General features: G+C 52.9%; 11 protein-coding genes and 3 pseudogenes. 7 read left to right on the top strand and 7 right to left on the bottom strand.

Translation table 11 applies throughout. The features are described 5' to 3' along the window. Window positions 1–174: 174 nt before the first annotated feature. The 5 genes and pseudogenes from CWI35_RS09470 (at window position 175) to CWI35_RS09450 (ending at window position 6585) form a co-directional block, all read left to right on the top strand. Window positions 175–1517, top strand: a pseudogene (locus CWI35_RS09470) (amino acid permease). A 95-nt stretch (window positions 1518–1612) separates the two neighbouring features. Continuing rightward, on the top strand, window positions 1613–3160 hold the full coding sequence (gene pruA, locus CWI35_RS09465) for an L-glutamate gamma-semialdehyde dehydrogenase (protein ID WP_011229697.1): 1548 nt from the start codon (window positions 1613–1615) through the stop codon (window positions 3158–3160). 115 nt (window positions 3161–3275) lie between these two features. Next, window positions 3276–4475 carry an ornithine--oxo-acid transaminase gene (locus CWI35_RS09460; RefSeq protein WP_011229698.1) on the top strand — a complete coding sequence of 400 codons (1200 nt, stop codon included), beginning with the start codon at window positions 3276–3278 and terminating at the stop codon, window positions 4473–4475. Between the two features lie 26 nt (window positions 4476–4501). Then, window positions 4502–5740: a Glu/Leu/Phe/Val family dehydrogenase gene (locus CWI35_RS09455; protein ID WP_014194643.1), complete on the top strand. Its 1239-nt coding sequence runs from the start codon at window positions 4502–4504 to the stop codon at window positions 5738–5740. Between the two features lie 236 nt (window positions 5741–5976). Beyond that, window positions 5977–6585 (top strand): DedA family protein, encoded by a 609-nt coding sequence (locus CWI35_RS09450; protein WP_119877696.1) that lies wholly within the window; start codon window positions 5977–5979, stop codon window positions 6583–6585. A 198-nt stretch (window positions 6586–6783) separates the two neighbouring features. Here the strand turns inward: CWI35_RS09450 and CWI35_RS09445 are convergent, their stop codons facing one another. From CWI35_RS09445 to CWI35_RS09415, 7 genes and pseudogenes are all read right to left on the bottom strand, one after another. Next, window positions 6784–7773 carry a FecCD family ABC transporter permease gene (locus CWI35_RS09445; RefSeq protein WP_119877695.1) on the bottom strand — a complete coding sequence of 330 codons (990 nt, stop codon included), beginning with the start codon at window positions 7771–7773 and terminating at the stop codon, window positions 6784–6786. Next, a complete protein-coding gene (locus CWI35_RS09440; RefSeq protein ID WP_119877694.1) occupies window positions 7770–8777 on the bottom strand; it encodes a FecCD family ABC transporter permease in 1008 nt (335 codons plus the stop codon). Before CWI35_RS09440 ends, CWI35_RS09445 begins: the two co-directional genes overlap by 4 nt. 67 nt (window positions 8778–8844) lie before the next feature. Beyond that, window positions 8845–9309, bottom strand: a pseudogene (locus CWI35_RS09435) (ABC transporter substrate-binding protein); the annotation flags it as partial. 271 nt (window positions 9310–9580) lie between these two features. After that, entirely contained in the window at window positions 9581–11239 is a 1659-nt protein-coding gene (locus CWI35_RS09430; protein ID WP_119877693.1) for an IS1634 family transposase, read from the bottom strand. Window positions 11240–11409: 170 nt separating this feature from the next. Next, on the bottom strand, window positions 11410–12783 hold the full coding sequence (locus tag CWI35_RS09425) for an IS1380 family transposase (protein WP_119877630.1): 1374 nt from the start codon (window positions 12781–12783) through the stop codon (window positions 11410–11412). Between the two features lie 98 nt (window positions 12784–12881). Next, window positions 12882–13346 (bottom strand): annotated as a pseudogene (locus CWI35_RS09420) (ABC transporter substrate-binding protein); the annotation flags it as partial. A gap of 6 nt (window positions 13347–13352) precedes the next feature. Next, window positions 13353–14144, bottom strand: a complete 792-nt coding sequence (locus tag CWI35_RS09415) for an ABC transporter ATP-binding protein (RefSeq protein WP_011229704.1) — start codon at window positions 14142–14144, stop codon at window positions 13353–13355. A gap of 698 nt (window positions 14145–14842) precedes the next feature. On the opposite strand from CWI35_RS09415, the gene CWI35_RS09410 reads away from it, so the two are divergent. Both CWI35_RS09410 and CWI35_RS09405 read left to right on the top strand, forming a co-directional pair. Continuing rightward, window positions 14843–16915 carry a sigma-54-dependent Fis family transcriptional regulator gene (locus tag CWI35_RS09410; protein WP_119877692.1) on the top strand — a complete coding sequence of 691 codons (2073 nt, stop codon included), beginning with the start codon at window positions 14843–14845 and terminating at the stop codon, window positions 16913–16915. After that, window positions 16887–18047 (top strand): acyl-CoA dehydrogenase family protein, encoded by a 1161-nt coding sequence (locus CWI35_RS09405; protein ID WP_011229707.1) that lies wholly within the window; start codon window positions 16887–16889, stop codon window positions 18045–18047. The genes CWI35_RS09410 and CWI35_RS09405 overlap by 29 nt, the downstream gene beginning before the upstream one ends. Window positions 18048–18347 lie beyond the last annotated feature (300 nt).

Raw genomic sequence — 18347 nt, 5'->3', positions numbered from 1 at the left:
GTTTATTATAAATTGACAAATAGATTTGCAGTAAGGGAGGTTCTGTTCCCTTTCTCAAAATGTAAGCGGTTGCGAAATCGATCATAGAGAGGGGAGAGTTTTCGGATGCAACCAGTGCAAGAACTGAAACGAGAGCTAAAAAGCAGGCATTTATTTATGATCGCGCTAGGCGGAGTGATCGGCACCGGTTTGTTTTTAGGATCGGGTTATACGATTCATGAGGCGGGGCCAGGAGGGGCCGTCGTTGCTTATCTTTTTGGCGGATTGGTTATGTATTTGACCATGCTTTCGTTAGGAGAATTGGCCGTGAGAATTCCTGATGCGGGTCGTATCAGACGTATGCGACGAAATTCATCTCGCCGGCAGTGGGGTATTGCATCGGTTGGCTGTCATGGCTGAACTGGTCGGTGACGGTCGGCATCGAGCTGCTCACGGTCAGCATTTTGATGAAGCGATGGTTTCCTGATGTGCCGACATGGGTGTTTTGTGCGGTCTTCGCTGTGCTCTTGTTTTTGATCAACGCCTTGTCTGTCAAAGGATTTGGCGAGGTGGAGTTTTGGTTTTCGAGCATCAAGGTGCTGACGGTGATCGCCTTTATTGTTCTTGGTCTGGCGGCGATGTTCGGAGTCATCCATATGAAAAATGGACAACCTGCTCCGTTTTTCTCGAACTTTACAGACCATGGGGGCTTGTTTCCAAATGGGTTTTGGGCGATCTTTACGACGATGATCCTCGTGAACTTTTCGTTCCAGGGGACGGAATTGGTCGGCGTGGCGGCAGGGGAAAGCCGCGAGCCGGAAAAAACGGTGCCGGTTGCGTTGCGCAACACCGTATGGCGCATTTTGATCTTCTTTATTTTGGCCATTTTTGTGCTGGCTGGTTTGTTTCCGTGGGAGAAAGCCGGCGTTGTGGAAAGCCCGTTTGTTGAGGTGTTTGACAACATTGGCATTCCGTATGCAGCCGATATCATGAACTTTGTCATCATTACCGCGGTGCTGTCGGTGGCCAACTCGGGCTTATATGCGACATCGCGCGTCCTCTGGTCGATGTCGCGCCAAGGCATGGTCACTCCGTTTTTCAGCAAGCTATCGAAACGCGGCGTGCCCATCAATGCGCTTATTGCCAGCATTGCCATCGGCTGCTTGTCTCTGTTGTGCAGCGTGTATGCGGAAGATACGGTGTACGTCTGGCTGACGGCGATCGCCGGATTTGGCGCCGTCACGGTGTGGGCTTCCATCGCGCTGTCAAGCTATTTCGGCCGGAAAGCGTTTTTGCGCGAAGGCGGCGATGTGCGCGATCTGAAATACAGGACGCCGTTGTATCCGTTCGTGCCGCTGGCCGCGTTTGCGTTGAATATGGCGACGATCATCGGACTGGCCTTTATCCCAGATCAACGGATCGCGCTTTACTGCGGCATTCCGTTTTTGCTCGCTTGCTACGGGTACTACCACCTTGTGGCGAAAAAACGGGTTCAGCCCCTAGCCGCAGAAGAAGGGGAGCTCAAGGCCGCCAAGTAAAAACAATTGAAAAAAGCCATAATCATTTGCATAATATAACTATGAAACCGTTTTATAACGAAAAATTTTTTTGCCTTTAAAAGGAGGATGACCAAATGGTGCAGCCGTACAGACACGAACCGCTCACCGACTTTACCGTAGAAGCAAACCGTGAGGCGTTTTTAGCGGCGCTCAAAAAAGTGGAATCGGAGCTTGGGCGCGATTATCCGCTTGTGATCGGCGGCGAGCGGGTGATGACGGAGGACAAAATCATTTCGATCAATCCGGCGAACAAAACGGAAGTGGTCGGCCGGGTGGCGAAAGCGAACAAAGAGCTGGCGGAGCGGGCGATGAAAACCGCTGATGAGGCGTTCCGCACTTGGAGCCGGACAAGTCCGGAAGCGCGGGCCGATATTTTGTTCAGGGCGGCGGCGATCGTGCGTCGGCGCAAGCACGAGTTTTCCGCTTGGCTGGTGAAAGAAGCAGGCAAACCGTGGCGCGAAGCGGACGCCGATACCGCGGAAGCGATTGACTTTATGGAATATTACGGCCGGCAAATGTTGAAGTTGAAAGACGGCATTCCGGTCGAAAGCCGTCCGGGGGAAACGAACCGCTTTTTCTATATCCCGCTTGGCGTCGGCGTCGTCATTTCACCGTGGAACTTCCCGTTTGCTATTATGGCGGGGACAACGGTCGCTTCGCTTGTGACGGGCAATACGGTGCTGCTGAAACCGGCGAGCGCAACGCCGGTGGTGGCGTATAAATTTGTGGAAGTGTTGGAAGAAGCGGGGCTTCCGGCTGGTGTATTGAACTATATCCCGGGCAGCGGCGCGGAAGTCGGCGACTATTTGGTTGACCATCCGCGCACAAGATTTATCAGCTTCACCGGATCACGGGATGTCGGCATCCGCATTTATGAGCGGGCAGCGAAAGTGCACCCAGGGCAAATTTGGCTGAAGCGGGTCATCGCGGAAATGGGCGGCAAAGACGCCATCGTTGTGGACAAGGAAGCCGACCTGGAACTGGCGGCGCAATCGATTGTCGCGTCGGCGTTTGGCTTTTCGGGGCAAAAATGTTCGGCGTGCTCGCGCGCGATCATCGTCGAAGATGTGTATGATCAAGTGCTCAGCCGCGTCGTCGAGCTGACAAAGCAGCTTAACGTCGGCGACCCGGCGGAGCAAGCGACGTTTATGGGGCCGGTGATCGACCAAAACGCGTACAACAAAATTATGGAATATATCGAGATCGGAAAACAGGAAGGCCGTCTCATGACGGGCGGGGAAGGAGACGATGCAAAGGGCTTCTTCATCCAGCCGACAGTGTTTGCTGATGTCGACCCGAACGCGCGCATCATGCAGGAGGAAATTTTCGGACCGGTCGTGGCGTTTGCGAAAGCGCGCGACTTTGACCATGCTCTTGAGATCGCGAACAACACCGAATACGGTCTGACAGGAGCCGTCATTTCGCGCAACCGGGCGAATCTCGAAAAAGCGCGGCACGAGTTCCATGTTGGCAACTTGTACTTCAACCGCGGCTGCACAGGGGCCATTGTCGGCTATCAGCCGTTTGGCGGCTTTAACATGTCAGGCACCGACTCGAAAGCTGGCGGCCCGGACTATTTGATTCTCCATATGCAAGCGAAAACCGTATCGGAAATGTTTTAATGGCGGGGCGGCCGCAGCCGCCCTTTTCCTGTAATGGAACGTTGGTCCGTCAATCGTCGGATGAAGGCAAACGTTGTCCGTGAAGGTGGAGAGTGAGGAAAAAAGGGGGATTTTGATGACGACAAAATCGCAACAGCTCATCGAACAAACGGAACGATATGGAGCACGAAATTATCATCCATTGCCGATTGTCATTTCGGAAGCGGAAGGGGTATGGGTGAAAGACCCAGAGGGCAACCGCTATATGGACATGTTAAGCGCTTATTCCGCTGTCAACCAAGGCCATCGCCATCCGAAGATTATTGAAGCGTTGAAAAAGCAAGCCGATCGGGTGACGCTCACATCGCGCGCGTTCCATAACGACCAGCTCGGCCCGTGGTACGAAAAAGTGTGCCGGTTGACGAAAAAAGAGATGGTGCTGCCGATGAACACGGGCGCCGAGGCGGTGGAAACGGCGCTCAAGGCGGCGCGCCGCTGGGCGTATGACGTCAAAGGCGTCCCGGACAACCAAGCCGAAATCATCGTTTGTGAAGGAAACTTCCACGGCCGGACGCTTGCCGCCGTGTCGCTGTCGTCCGAACCGGCTTATAAACGCGGGTTTGGACCGCTGCTATCCGGAGTGAAAATCATCCCGTACGGCGACATCGAAGCGTTGAAAGCGGCGATTACACCGAATACGGCGGCGTTTCTTGTCGAACCGATCCAAGGAGAAGCCGGCATCCGCATTCCACCGCAAGGATTTTTAAAAGCGGCGTATGACGTATGCAAAGCGAACAACGTCCTGTTCATCGCGGACGAAATTCAAACCGGTCTCGGCCGGACCGGGAAGTTGTTTGCCTGCGACTGGGAAGAGGTTGTGCCCGATATGTATATTTTAGGGAAAGCGTTGGGCGGCGGGGTGTTCCCGATTTCTTGCGTCGTCGCCAACCGCGACATTTTGTCGGTGTTTGAACCCGGTTCGCACGGATCGACGTTTGGCGGCAATCCGCTTGCATGTGCGGTGTCGATCGCGGCGCTCGAAGTGATTGAAGAAGAGCGTCTAGCGGAGCGTTCGCTTGAGCTTGGCGAATACTTCCTTTCGAAACTAAAACAAATCCGAAACGACGATATTAAAGAGATCCGCGGCCGCGGCTTATTTATCGGCGTCGAGCTGCATGTGCCGGCGCGTCCGTACTGTGAGGCGCTGAAAGAGCAAGGATTGCTTTGCAAGGAAACGCACGAGACGGTCATTCGTTTCGCACCGCCGCTCATCATTACGAAAGAGGAATTGGATTGGGCGTTCGAACGGATTGCGAATGTCTTGTCCCGTCCATAAATCGAGTCAAAGAGGCGAATGAGACGATGGAAGAAAATATGTTTCTCTCCACCCAGCGCGTGATCAAAGAGGCGCTGGCCAAACTTGGCTACGGCGAGGAGATGTATGAGCTGCTCAAAGAACCTTTGCGCGTCCTTACCGTACGCATTCCCGTCCGTATGGATGACGGAACGGTGAAAGTGTTTACCGGCTACCGCGCCCAGCATAGCGATGCCGTAGGGCCGACCAAGGGAGGCATTCGTTTTCATCCGGATGTCACCGAGGAAGAAGTCAAGGCGCTGTCGATGTGGATGACGATCAAAGCCGGAATTGTCGGCTTGCCGTATGGCGGCGGCAAAGGTGGCATCGTCTGCGACCCGCGGAACATGTCGATGGGTGAGCTGGAGCGGCTCAGCCGCGGCTATGTGCGGGCGATCAGCCAGATCGTGGGGCCATCCAAAGATATCCCGGCGCCGGACGTGTTTACCAACTCGCAAATTATGGCGTGGATGATGGATGAATATAGCCGCATCCGCGAATTTGACTCGCCTGGGTTTATCACCGGCAAGCCGCTTGTGCTCGGCGGCTCCCAAGGCCGGGAAAAAGCGACGGCGCTCGGTGTCACGATTTGCATCGAAGAAGCAGCGAAAAAAGCGGGAATCGAGTTGCAGGGGGCGCGGGTCATTATTCAAGGATTCGGCAATGCAGGCAGCTTTTTGGCCAAGTTTTTGCATGAAGCTGGAGCTCGCGTCATTGGCATTTCCGATGCGTATGGCGCGTTGTATGACCCGAACGGACTGGATATTCCGTATTTGTTGGATCGCCGCGACAGTTTTGGCACGGTGACAACGCTGTTTGAGAATGTCATCACCAATCAAGAGCTGCTGGAAAAAGAGTGTGATATTTTAGTTCCGGCCGCGGTAGCGAATCAAATTACGCGTGACAATGCCGCGAATATTCGCGCTAAAATTGTGGTCGAGGCGGCCAACGGCCCGACGACGCTGGAAGCGACCAAAATCTTGACGGAGCGGGGCGTGCTATTGGTGCCTGATGTGCTGGCGAGCGCTGGCGGGGTGACGGTTTCCTATTTTGAATGGGTGCAAAACAACCAAGGCTATTATTGGACGGAAGAGGAAGTCGTCGAGAAGTTGAAAGAGAAATTGACGAGCGCGTTTCATCGCGTCTATGAATTGGCGGAATCGCGCCGTGTGGATATGCGCATGGCGGCGTACATGATCGGGCTGCGCCAAACAGCAGAAGCAGCTCGCTACCGCGGTTGGGTATAATCATGGAAAGGTTGTTGCTAGGGGGGCGTGCCGTCCATCCTCATCTGCTTGGGGGTGGGCGGCCTTTCGTTTGCGAGACGCCGATGAAGCCGGTGATATCGAAGGGAGAGCGAAAGCAAGCTGCTTTTCTTTTTTGCAAAGGATCTTTTTTTGTACTACCATATCATATACATACATTATGAGGAAAGAGACATGCGTACATACAATGAGCCGTGCGGAAGGGAGAGAATGGCGCCATGCAGGCGTGGATCACTGATTTTATGGAGCAATTTGGCTATATCGGCATTTTTTTTATGATCGCGCTGGAAAATATCTTTCCGCCGATTCCGTCGGAAGTCATTTTGCCGTTTGGCGGGTTTATGACGACGTACACGTCTTTGACGGTGCCTGGCGTTATTGCGGCGGCGACCGCCGGTTCGGTTGCCGGGGCATTGGTGCTGTACGGCATCGGCCGGCTGTTGTCGGTTGAGCGGCTCGAGCGGATCGTTGACCGTTGGGGCGGATGGCTGCGGGTGAAGCCGGAAGACATCGCCAAGGCGAACCGGACGTTTCACCGCTATGGGGTGTGGGCCGTTTTTTTCGGGCGCATGGTTCCGCTTGTACGCAGCTTGATTTCCATCCCGGCGGGCATGGCGAAGATGAATATAGGGCTGTTTGCCTGGCTGTCGGTGCTGGGCACGCTCATTTGGAATACGATTTTAATCTCGATCGGGGCGGCGCTCGGTGAGTCGTGGGGGAAAGTATCCGAAGTGATTGGGATGTACGCCGAAGTGGTGTATGTCATTATTGCTGCGATCATTTTGATTGGAGCTGTCCGCTTTTGGAAGCGGCGCCGGGCTTCTTAATTCCGGCATTTTAAGGAATGGTTTTGCCAAAAAGGGCTGCGCGCCCAAGGCTGTTTTTCGGTCTTGGAGCCAGCCCTTTTCGCATCGCAAACGGAAAAATTCCCGTTTCAAAGTGAAACGGGAGTAGAGAGATGAAGATGAAGGCAGTTGAACGAGCTTATCCGCCATCCTTGATCCGTCTCATGGCCATCAAAAGGTTCAACGCTTCAATAACAAATAAATGAAGTATGGTGCACCGATGAATGACACAACAACTCCGGCCGGAAGCGGTTCGGCGAGAACGTTTCGCCCGATCGTGTCAGCGGCAAGCAGCAGCCAGCCGCCGATGAGCATCGCTGCCGGAATGGCCCGCTCATGGCGCGGGCCGACGATCATTTTGGCGATGTGCGGCGCCATTAAGCCGATAAAAGAGATGCCCCCGGTTACAGCGACGGCCGCTGCAGCGACGGCGACCGCTGTCGCCATCAGTACGAGCCGCTCGCGGCGAACATGAACGCCGACGCCGATGGCGACCGGATCGCCTAAATGCAAAAGGTTTAGCCGTTTCGCCCGATATAGACCGATCAATGCACCGATGACAAGCCACGGCAGCATCGCCCAAATAAACGGCCAATCATCGCCCCAAATGTTTCCGGAAAGCCATCTGGCGATAAAGTCGACTTTCGTTCGGTCCGCGGCGGAAATGAGGATGATCATGAGCCCGGAGAGCGCCATCGAAAACCCGACCCCGGTCAGGACGAACGATACCGGCTGCAGCCCGGTTGTTTGATGGTAGGAAACGGCGTACATGGCCGCCGCCGTCAACAGTGCTCCCACTAAGGCGACGAGCGGCAGAGCATAAAGGAACGTCCCGGCTTCAATCGGGAAAAATAAAAAGAATATAGCGACGCCTGCGCCGGCACCGGCGTTGATGCCCAATATGCCCGGATCGGCGAGCTCATTTCGGGTGGTGCCTTGCAGCATCGCTCCCGACAAGGCGAGCGCCATCCCGGCGAGCAACGTAATCACGATGCGCGGCAGGCGGAGAGAAAACAAAATAAACGCTTCTTGCATCGAACCGTAGCCGAACAGTGTCGGCGCGATGCGTCCGTACGAGAGCGGCGCTTCGCCGGCGCCCAACGCGATGGCGGCTGTTGCGGCAATAAGCAACAAAAGCATGCCTAACACTGCTGTGATGCGCATTCTCATTCAAAGCCCCTCCCTTTTTTCCGCACGACAAACAGGAAAAACGGCAAGCCGATCACCGCAACGATGGCTGCCACTGGCGTTTCAAATGGGGCATTGACCGTGCGGGCCGCCGTATCAGCGACGATCATGCCGGTCGCGCCGACCGTGGCCGACAGCGGGATGATGAATCGGTAATCGGCGCCGGCGATTGCGCGCACAAGATGAGGGATCATCAAGCCGATGAAGGTGATGTTGCCGGCGATGGCGACCGATGCTCCTGTTAATAAAAACACAGCGGAAAACAGCCACGTTTTGACGGCTGTTGTTTTTTGTCCGACGCCAACGGCGACGTCTTCGCTCAAGCTAAGAATCGTCAGCTGCCGCGAATACCATACGGCAATGGCGAGCCCGATCACGATGAGCGGAATGATGACTGACAGCTGTTTCCACGACGTTCCGGCTACCCCGCCCGATGTCCACATCGAAACGTCTTTGGAAATATGAAAATAAAGGCCAACTCCTTCAGCGACGGCAAACAAAAGCGCTGAGACCGCCGAGCCGGCTAGGACGATGCGCAATGGAGAAAAGCCGCCTTTGCGGGCGGCGCCGATGCCAAAGACCATCCCTGCTCCGGCCGCCGCCCCAAGCAAACAGGCGATGGTGATTGCGAGATAATGGGCGGAAGGAAAAAAGGCCATCGTTATGGCCAACGCTGCGTTCGCTCCAGCGGTTAAGCCGAGCAGTCCTGGGTCAGCAAGCGGGTTGCGTGTCATTCCTTGCATGATCGCCCCAGCGACGGCGAGTCCGGCGCCGACAAAGGCCGCCGCGGTTTCCCGAGGCAAACGGAGCTCGCGAATCAAGTCCAGTTGTTTACCTTGTTCATCGGAAAAGAGCGCGCGCCATACGTCACTCCATGTCGTATCAGCGACGCCGATGGCCATGGATCCGAACCAGATGGCCATCAGCAGGATAAGAGAGAAGAGAAACATATAACGAAACGGCCATAGCCGGCGGTTTGCTTCCATCGGCGGTTTCCTCCTTTTCACAAGAAAGGACGGGACATTCACTGTCCGTGAACGCCCCGTCTCGTCATTATTGGCCTAAAAAATGCTTTTTAAAGAAATCGAGCTGGTAGTCTAACGTAATCGGGTCATTGAAATAAAACGCCTTGGCATCAGCGACGAACATACGGCCGTTTTTGACAGCAGGGATGTTTTTAAACGTGTTCGTTTCCATAAACGATGTATCGCCGTCGCCGTTTTTGCTTAAGATGAGGTAATCGCCGACAAACTGCGGCAGCGCTTCAAGGGAAACGGCATAGTAGCCCGGTTTGAGCGCCTGCTCTTCGACCGCTTTTGGCATTTTCAGCTTCATTTCTTGATACAAAATTTCTGTGCCGCGCGCCCAATTGTTGCCGAACACATACAGCTGCTTATCAAAGTTTTCGGCTACGGTGACCGTTGCGTTTTCGCCAATTTTCGCCCGGATTTCTTCCCCGGCTTGTTGCGCCCGTTGTTTGAAGTCGTCAATCCATGCTTTCGCTTCTTTTTCTTTATTTCCTGAATCCGTGATGGATTGACATCGACTTTGACTTTTTTGCTGGTTTTATGGATGTGTGATCCACCATTCCCTTTTTATGTTTAAAACAGATGTCATCTTCACTCTCAGAAATGAAATAAATATCTTTTTTAGGTATATAACTCACATTTCGCACCCTAACAAGGTCAAAACAAAGGATTTTTTATTTAGTTTTTCAGAATAACTTTTTGACCAACACAACGAGCGATGGCAATCCTTTTTTTACCATCGCTGGTCGTTCCGTATGACGTTACACGTAAATGCTCTCATCCAGCCCCAACCCCTGCAGAATCCTTCGCTGATCAGGGGTAAGGGAGCGATCCAGTGAGCGTTGGATGCGCCCATCCGGCAGCTTGAACAGGACGACGTTCACATATTGAAACAGCTGAAAAATCGCCTGTCCCGTCGGCCGGGTCAGCTTGCGGCCTCCAGGACCCTTCAACGGGTGTTCTGGAGTAATAAACTGACGCACTCGGCGCTGAAAAACGCGGTAAATCGCCAAGGCCAACAGAAACAAATAGCCTAATACTGCGACCCGTTCTGGTTTTTTGACGTAAATCTCATCCGTGAAAAACGGATCTTTCAAAAAAGCGAAGTTCATTTCCACCGAGATCTGCCCTTTATACAGCTTCAAGATCTCTTGGGCATCCATGGGTTGGCCCTTCCATTCCTTCGGAACGGTCGTGACAAGGACAAACCGGGACGCTTTCCGTCTTGCCTGTTCCCACGCGTCTTGGTCGAATTCGACGTCAAGGTGCAAGAAATACAGCGTCTCCACCTCGGGTTCCGCCCCTTTTTTCGGCCGTCCGCGCCGTTTTTTCGGGCGTACGATCTCTTCGACCGCGGCCTCAACCCGATGAAACCGGGGGCGAAGGGACGCCTTGAGGGACGCCAAGGCTTGTTCGGCATCTTCCCGGCAGGAGAAGGGGTGACGCTCCCAACGGGCTTGTTCCTCGCGAAGAAGCTCCGCTTCTTTGGTTCGTTCTTTTTCGAGCGTCTTTCCTTTTCGCTGGTCGAGCGCGCTCGATTCAACAACGATCAGCCGAACGGGGTGGCCTTCATACGTCGAGGCCGTTTCCCATACCCGGTACGTGGCGCCGTTTCTCTCCGCCAACGTAAAGGGATCGCTCCACGTCGTGTCCTCAGCATCCGCTTCGGCCAGCGCGGTTTTCACGATCCGGAGCGACGAAGGGCCTCGGGTGATCAAAAAGGCGTTGGCCGCTTTGGTTTGCGCCAGGGTCTCTTTCGTCATCGCGGCAGAATCGGCCACGTAAATCCATTCGTCTTCGATTTTGGCCTGCTTCAGCTGTTCATGGACACGAGACAGCACCTCGGGATTCCATGTTTTATCGGGCAGGTTGCCATCGTGCACATCGCCGTAAAACGGGATGCCGTCCTCGTTGCCGACCAGTCCGAAACCGATCTGTTTTTGCCAACGATGATGGCGGTTGTAGCCATGTGTGATTTGTAAGGCCTCTAACGAGGCCGATTCATACGCGCCGTAAACGGTCTTGTCCGTCGTATCGGCGTGGAAGGCTCGGAGGGAAAGGCCTTCTTTGCGATAAATATGAATCAAGCAAGTGCTGATGACGTTGTGAATGCCAGCCTCATACAGGCGGTCGAGATGACGGGTCAACGCATCGTCGTTCAACCAGGAAGGATGGAGATCGGGACGGATGAGTTTCTCACAATCGACCTCCTGAGCCCAATGTTCCAAGTGAACAAGGGCTTGCCGGCCGTCAAACAGATTGTAGATGATGGCCTGAACGGCATCGCTGACTCGAGTCTGGCACTGCGGATCGACGGGCACGAGATGGTCAATCAATTGAGGCAGACCCAGTTTCTTGAATAGGGCACTTATTATATTCAAATAATCATTACGATAGACCTTTTTGACTTGAACGTTCATGAGAGAAAAACTCCTTCACTTTCCTTGTGTGTCAAGGATTCATTCGACATCGGAACGAAAAAATCCTCCCGATTTTCGTTGGGAGGGTGCGAAATGTGAGATATAAACCAAAGAAAAAACAAAAAAGGACAGAGGGTTAGGATGAGTACAGAATTGCGAACAATCGTTCGTTATGCTCCTTCTCTCCATTTTATGTAAATGTTCAGAAGGGGCTCGCTATAGCCACTCCTTCGCGTCAGTTTCATCCAGATCTGTCGTGATCGGCGGACGAGTCGACCTGCCATCGTGATCACCGTCTGAATAATCGTCTTGATGCGACGGCGTTTCACTTTGTGGTGCAACGGATGTCTCGGATCGCTTAATAGATCTTGTCCAATCAGACGAAGAAGGTTGTACACGAATGCTCCCATGACCAACACGAGCGCATTCGTTTTCATCTTCCCTGATGGAAGCCGCTCTAAATCTAAGTCGCTTTTCAGTTCGCTATGAAACTGTTCGCATGTCGCATGATCGTGATACAATGCGAGCACATCACTCATTCGAACATGCTCGTATCCTTCGAGGCGCACCCAGTAGCTTTCGACTTCGTAATTAGGAACGAGCATCAGCTGTCCATTTCGTTCCATCGTTCGTTCCGTCACTTGGGTGACTTGAACGTACGTATACGTGTGTCCATCAATTGCTGCGGTCTGTGGAAGGCATAACTCATACGTTTGTACTCCTTCGGTTTGTCCATCATCGATGCGTCTGCCCTTTTGCGAAGCGATCTGGAACCAAAGCGCTTTCGATTCTCGGCGTAAGTTTCGCTTGATGACAAAGTCCACGTCTTCCTTTAGACATACGTGCACATTCGCTTCCGCATCGTTTCCTGCATCCATGCGGACAAGCAGACGAGACGAGGTCAGCGGACGAGCTCGATGGATGGCGGTAGTTAAAAACGAAGGCATGTTGTCTTGTACATGTTGTTTCCCTGGACGCAGCTCGGCATGAACGATATACCCTTCCTTCCCTGCGTACGCAAACAACGGCGTAAAACCGTCAAATCCTTTATACGTTCGACTCACTCCTTCTTTCTTCGTATCGGAGTTGTCAAATGGGGAAGCATCTATATCAAGGGGAAGCCATGTCGTTTTCCCTTTCGCCCAACAAGGGGACAAGGTAGCGTGTTGTCGAACCAACAGACGCATCGATTCCTCCCAAATGATGGTTTCGGTCATCGGAAGACAAGCGAGCTGATCGAGACGCTGTCGCAACGTTGGGGAGGAAGGTACGTGCCGAATGCCCATTGATGTCGAAAAGATATCGTCCTGACGATACGCTTCGATATGATCAAAATCCGTTTTTCCTGTGGCAAGCAAGCCGATCATCGAGCGAATGACATCGCTATGGGAAATGTGCACATCTCGACGAACCGTTGGGAGCCGAAGGGCGTTTACTCGTTTATCCAGTTTCGTTTGGTGCAGTAAGTAGCCCACGAGAGCAAGCCCCGCACTTGGAGTAATCGCTTCATCTGTCAATACAAACCGAATCGGGAAATCTTTCATCACATTCACCTACTTGATGAAGAATCGTCAACGTCGTTTTCCCTTATCGTATCAACGGTTTGCATCCATTGTAAAGATGTTTTGTCACGGATTCAGGTATTTAACAGTTTACCAATCTCTAGAAACTGTGTTAAATAATCGACCTTTCCGTATGTAAACGTGACGGTCGGGGCGATTTTGCTTAATTTATCGACGTTTTTCGTATTGGATAATCCGATAATTAAGTCCGGTTTTAACGCCATAATTTTTTCAATGTCTTCATCGGTCACGACTTCGGCATCTTTCAGTTTTTCTTGAAAAAGCGGGCTCATTTTCGACCACGAATCCACGCCAACAATGGGGACGTCCAAGGCCAGCACATGCCCAGCAAACGTCGATAAGACGACGACGCGTTTTGGATCAGCCGGTACTTCCACCGGTCCGTTTTCCGATTGGTATGTAATCGTTTCCGGCTTTTTTTCTTTTGGTGAAGCGCTGCTGTTCTTGTTGTCGTCCGCCGCGTTGCCGCAGGCGCTTAGCACAAGCGCCAAAAGAAGCAACAAGGAAAGCCATGTTTTCCTCATGACGAATCAAGCCTCCCTAAGCAGTTGATAAGTGAAGCAAATCGGTTTGTTCGTCCGCGGGTCGCGGCCGATGTCAGCGTCAATGCCAAACACGTCGCGAAGCACATCGCGGCAAATGACGTCTTCGCTCGGCCCGGCTTTGACGATCGTGCCCGCCTTCATGGCGATCACATAGTCGGAAAACCGCGCCGCTTGGTTAATGTCATGGAGCACCATCACAATTGTCCGCCCTTCTTCTTTGTTCAGCCGTTCAAGCAGCTCGAGCACCTCGAGCTGGTGGGCGATGTCCAAATACGTCGTCGGTTCGTCCAAAAAGATGATGTCCGTCTCTTGAGCGAGCGCCATGGCGATCCAGACGCGCTGCCGCTGTCCGCCGGAGAGGGCGTCAACCGGCCGGTGTTTCAAATCGGCTGTTTTCGTTACGGCAAGCGCCCAGTCGATTGCTTCGTAATCTTGTTTCGTTAGGCGGCCCCATCCTCTTTGATAAGGGAAGCGGCCGTACGAGACGAGCTCAGCGACGGTCAATCCGCTTGTCGCTTCCGGCGTCTGCGGCAAAATAGCTATTTTTTTCGCCAGTTCTTTCGTTGGCTGTTGCGAAATGGCCCGGCCGTCCAAAATGACGGCGCCGGACTGCGGGGAAATGATGCGCGTCAACGTCTTGAGCAGCGTCGATTTTCCGCATCCGTTTGGTCCAATAATGGCTGTGATTTGTCGGTCGGGAATGCGGACGGACAAGCGTTCGAAAATCGTCCGGTCATCGTAGCGGACGGTCAACTCCTCGGCGTATAGGCGGACCATGAGGCCACCTCCTTCCGGATCAAGAAAATGATAATCAATATCAATATTATTATAGCGCATCCAATGAAAAAAACAATGATTTTTTGAAAATGGGAATCAATTTTATATAGATGCAATTTAAAGCTTTAACATTTTTCGTCTTTGCCGGTCATTGCATCCGACTGTCGAGTGACCGAACAACGCCGCTTCCAGACCCATGAATGGGTCTGTGAAGCGAGTCGTTGTTCGGTCTTCCGTCACGCTAAGGCGTGACGGAGGCAAGCCACACGCTTGCCTTCGACAGTCGAAAATGGGCAAACCACTTTTCTGTCAAGGATATGTTAAACTTCTTTGTTGCATCTATATAGTTGCAAAGAAGTGACTAATGAGTGTTGCGAAATAACAACATTTTTTAGCTGAATAACGGCAGAACTGTTGTTGCGAGATTGCAACAATATGTTGTTGTTTGGCAACAAGCGATCAAGTAAGATGAATTTTAGAAGGTTGGTGATTTAAGGGGAAATGCTGCTCTCCAACAGTGTTTCTCAAATTGAAAAACCTTGCAACACCATAACCTCCTTCCTTACGATTTCTCACAAACCGAGCGAATTCGTTGTTTTTCACCAGCCTTCTAGGGGTTTGTTTTTTCTGAATAGCGGGAACTTTTTTGGCACAAAAATTGCTTGAGTAGAAAATAAGGCGGAACGGTGGGAGAGGAAATGGCAATGATGGTCGGAGACATCATGGTGAAGGCAAAGGCAGTAATTTTTGAAAGCGATTCCCTTGATGAAGCGGCTCGGACATTCGTTGAATATGGACTTGATGGGATGGTCGTATGCCGTTGCAGTGAGGAAATCGTCGGCGTGGTGGCGGTCAAAGACGTGTTGTTCGGTCTTGTCCAAGGGAAAACAACTGTGCGTGAGGTGATGCGCCCGTCGCTGCCGCCGCTTTCCATTCACGACCGTGTGGAAGTGATCGAGTTTGGCGGCGGTCCGCTCCGGCCCGTTGTCGATGAGAGCGGACGCCTTGTCGGTGTGTTGACGAAAGAGCAGCATTTGACGGCATATGCGAAGGTGGCACAACTCCGCTTAAAACATTTGGATGCCATTTTCAACGCCGCCCATAACGGCATTTTATCGATCGATGCAAAAGGACGGATTACATCGATCAATCCACCGGCTGAGAAAATGGCGCGGACGACGAAAGAAGAAGCCATCGGCAAGTTTTTGACCGATGTCGTGATCCCGTCTGGCTTGCTCGAGGTCGTGCGCACCGGCAAAGGGCATACGGAAAAATACCGCGTCGGCAAGCGCGTCTATATTACAAACCGCTCGCCAATTATCGACGAGGGGAAGGTCGTTGGGGCGGTCGGGGTGTTTCAAGACATTTCCGAGATTGAATTTATCTCCAACGAACTTGAGACCGTCAAGCGCATCGTCAATGAATTGCAAACGGTGATGGAGGCATCCAGCGACGGCATCGCTATCACGGACCGCAGTGGAATGATCACGCGGCGAAACAAAAAATGGGATGCGCTGTTTCTAGGAACGGAGCAAGAGCGGGTGACCGCCCCGCTTGACCGGGTCGTTCGACAGGCGCTTGATGGACGTCAGCCCTGTTCGATGCTTCATCAGGGGATGGGAACAGGAAACATTTGGATCGTTTCCGCGGTGCCGATCATCGAGGAAGATGGGCGGGCAGAGCGGGTTGTTCTCTACGTCAAAGATATGACCGAGATGGAACAGCTGCGCTCGGAACTGGAGGAGACGAAACGGCTCCTTCATATGTTGGGCCGTCAGGAAGAAGATCATCTCATTTATCGCGCTCCAGCGATGGCGCATGTTGTCAATATCGCCCGCCAAGCGGCGGCTGTCGATGTGACGTTGTTGTTGACCGGAGAGTCGGGCACCGGGAAAGAGGAATTGGCGAACTACATTTGGAAACAAAGCGCCCGCCGCGCCCGACCGTTTGTGAAAGTGAATTGCGGGGCGATCCCCGAGACGTTGATGGAGTCTGAACTGTTCGGCTACGAGCCGGGGGCGTTCACCGGAGCGGCGAAGAAAGGGAAAAAAGGCTATTTCGAGCAGGCGGATGGCGGGACGATTTTTCTCGATGAAATCAGTGAAATTCCGCTTCACCTGCAAGTGAAGCTCCTTCGCGTGTTGCAGTCGATGGAAATCATGAGGTTGGGGGCGGAGGCGCCGAAGCGGATCGATGTGCGTGTCATCGCCGCGACGAACAAGCCGCTTGAGGAGCTTGTTGCCGCTGGGCAGTTTCGCGCTGATTTGTTTTACCGGCTGAACGTGATGCCGATTGCCATTCCGCCGCTGCGCGACCGGAAAGAAGATATTCCGCTCTTGGTTGACCATTACCGAAAGCGGTTTGCGGAAAAGTATCAAAAACCGCTTGTCTTTACCGACGGAGCGCTGGCGGCGATGATGGACTATCACTGGCCCGGCAACGTTCGAGAGCTCGTTAATGCTGTAGAACGTATGTTTGTGACCGCCGTTTCCCCAGTCATTGACGAACACCAAGTGGCGAAATGGCTCCACCTTGAACCGGAGCCAGCTGCGAGCCCGGTGGCGGTCGGAGAGATCATCCCGCTCAAACAGGCAACGGCTGAGGTCGAGCGCCAGCTGATCATCAAGGCGCTTCACAAGGCGAAGACGTATCGGCGGGCTGCGAAACTGCTTGGTGTCGATGCGTCGACACTCGTGCGCAAGGCGCAAAAATATGGAATTCAATCATGGGGAGGGGAAGAAGATGGATTTCACGCTGCCAGCCGAGATTGAATTTTTAAAAGAAAACGTCCGCAAGTTTGTGAGAGAAGTTGTCGAACCGGTGGCGATGGATATTGAGGAAAATGACCAGATTCCGCAAGATATCATTGAAAAGTCGAAAGAAATGGGGCTGTTTGGATTAAGCATTCCGGAAGAGTACGGAGGCCTCGGTTTGTCAATGGTCGGCAAATGCGCCATTTACGAAGAGCTCGGCAAAACGCATAACGGCTATACGACGTTAATCGGCGCCCATACCGGCATCGGCACCGTCGGCATCGTTGAGCTCGGCACGGAAGAACAAAAGCAGCGCTATTTGCCAAAGATGGCGACGGGCGAATGGATCGGCGCTTTTGCTCTCACTGAGCCCAGCGCCGGATCAAACGCCGCTGCGATCAAAACGACCGCCGTCCGCAAAGGCGACCGCTACATCATTAACGGCTCGAAACATTATATTACGAACGCTGTCGACGCCCATGTGTTTACCGTCATGGCAGTCACCGATCCGTCGAAAGGCCCGAAAGGCATCACGTCCTTTATCGTAGAAAAAGATTTTCCCGGCTTTATCGTCGGAAAAGTCGAGCGGAAAATGGGGCTGCGCGGATCGCATTCGGCTGAGCTGTTTTTTGACAACTTGGAAGTGCCGGCCGAAAACGTGCTCGGGAGAGAAGGCGAAGGGTATGTCAACGCCTTGAAGATTTTAGCGAACGGCCGTGCTGGTCTTGCCGCGCGCAACCTCGGCTCGTGCATCCGCCTCTTGGAATACTGCATGGAATACGCCGAACAGCGTGAACAGTTCGGCAAGCCGATTATCGAGCAGCAAGCGATCCAGCATATGCTGGCGGAAATGAGCATGTTGATCGAAGTGCTGCGTTCGACCGTCTACCGCGTCGCCTGGATGGTCGACCAAAAGATGCGCGTCGTCAAAGAAGCGGCCATCGCCAAGCTGTTCGGTTCGGAAGTGTACAACAAAATCGCTGACATGGCCGTGCAAATCCACGGCGGCCTCGGCTACATGAAAGACTACCCGATCGAACGTTACTTCCGCGATGCCCGCATTACGAAAATTTACGAAGGTACCTCGGAAATCCAGCGCAACATCATTGCGAGCGAACTGCGGAAAGAATACGGAAAAGTGCGGGCATGACCGGAGTAGGTGCTGTCCTAACGAGGTGCTGGCTTTCAAGAGGAGTGCGAGAGATTGAATAACAAATCAGCTCGATGCGGATATACGGCCGTGGCAGAGGAGGTCTCGATGCTGTTGTGACCCCCTCTGTTTTTTTAGCGTTATTGTCGGAAAATGTCATTCGCTTTTTGTTGACGAAAGAAAGGGAAGGTTGCTAGAATGAGGGAAAATGATTGACTATTCATAACATTTTGGTCATTTTTACAACCTGCCTTTTTGCCAGCAACCCGCCTATTGTCGCAACAGCCTATTTGTAAGCCT

It is taken from the genome of [Bacillus] caldolyticus (genome assembly GCF_003595605.1).
GTDB classification, from domain to species: Bacteria; Bacillota; Bacilli; order Bacillales; family Anoxybacillaceae; genus Geobacillus; species Geobacillus thermoleovorans.
This window is presented reverse-complemented; position numbering and strand designations above follow the sequence as displayed.

Excerpts from the sequence above, each read along its gene's own strand:
- CWI35_RS09405 (WP_011229707.1), top strand. The coding sequence starts at position 16,887 with ATGGATTTCACGCTGCCAGCCGAGATTGAATTTTTAAAAGAAAACGTC.
- CWI35_RS09450 (WP_119877696.1), top strand. The coding sequence starts at position 5,977 with ATGCAGGCGTGGATCACTGATTTTATGGAGCAATTTGGCTATATCGGC.
- CWI35_RS09430 (WP_119877693.1), bottom strand. The coding sequence starts at position 11,239 with ATGAACGTTCAAGTCAAAAAGGTCTATCGTAATGATTATTTGAATATA.
- CWI35_RS09460 (WP_011229698.1), top strand. The coding sequence starts at position 3,276 with ATGACGACAAAATCGCAACAGCTCATCGAACAAACGGAACGATATGGA.
- CWI35_RS09425 (WP_119877630.1), bottom strand. The coding sequence starts at position 12,783 with ATGAAAGATTTCCCGATTCGGTTTGTATTGACAGATGAAGCGATTACT.
- CWI35_RS09455 (WP_014194643.1), top strand. The coding sequence starts at position 4,502 with ATGGAAGAAAATATGTTTCTCTCCACCCAGCGCGTGATCAAAGAGGCG.
- CWI35_RS09440 (WP_119877694.1), bottom strand. The coding sequence starts at position 8,777 with ATGGAAGCAAACCGCCGGCTATGGCCGTTTCGTTATATGTTTCTCTTC.
- CWI35_RS09445 (WP_119877695.1), bottom strand. The coding sequence starts at position 7,773 with ATGAGAATGCGCATCACAGCAGTGTTAGGCATGCTTTTGTTGCTTATT.
- CWI35_RS09410 (WP_119877692.1), top strand. The coding sequence starts at position 14,843 with ATGGCAATGATGGTCGGAGACATCATGGTGAAGGCAAAGGCAGTAATT.
- CWI35_RS09415 (WP_011229704.1), bottom strand. The coding sequence starts at position 14,144 with ATGGTCCGCCTATACGCCGAGGAGTTGACCGTCCGCTACGATGACCGG.
- pruA (WP_011229697.1), top strand. The coding sequence starts at position 1,613 with ATGGTGCAGCCGTACAGACACGAACCGCTCACCGACTTTACCGTAGAA.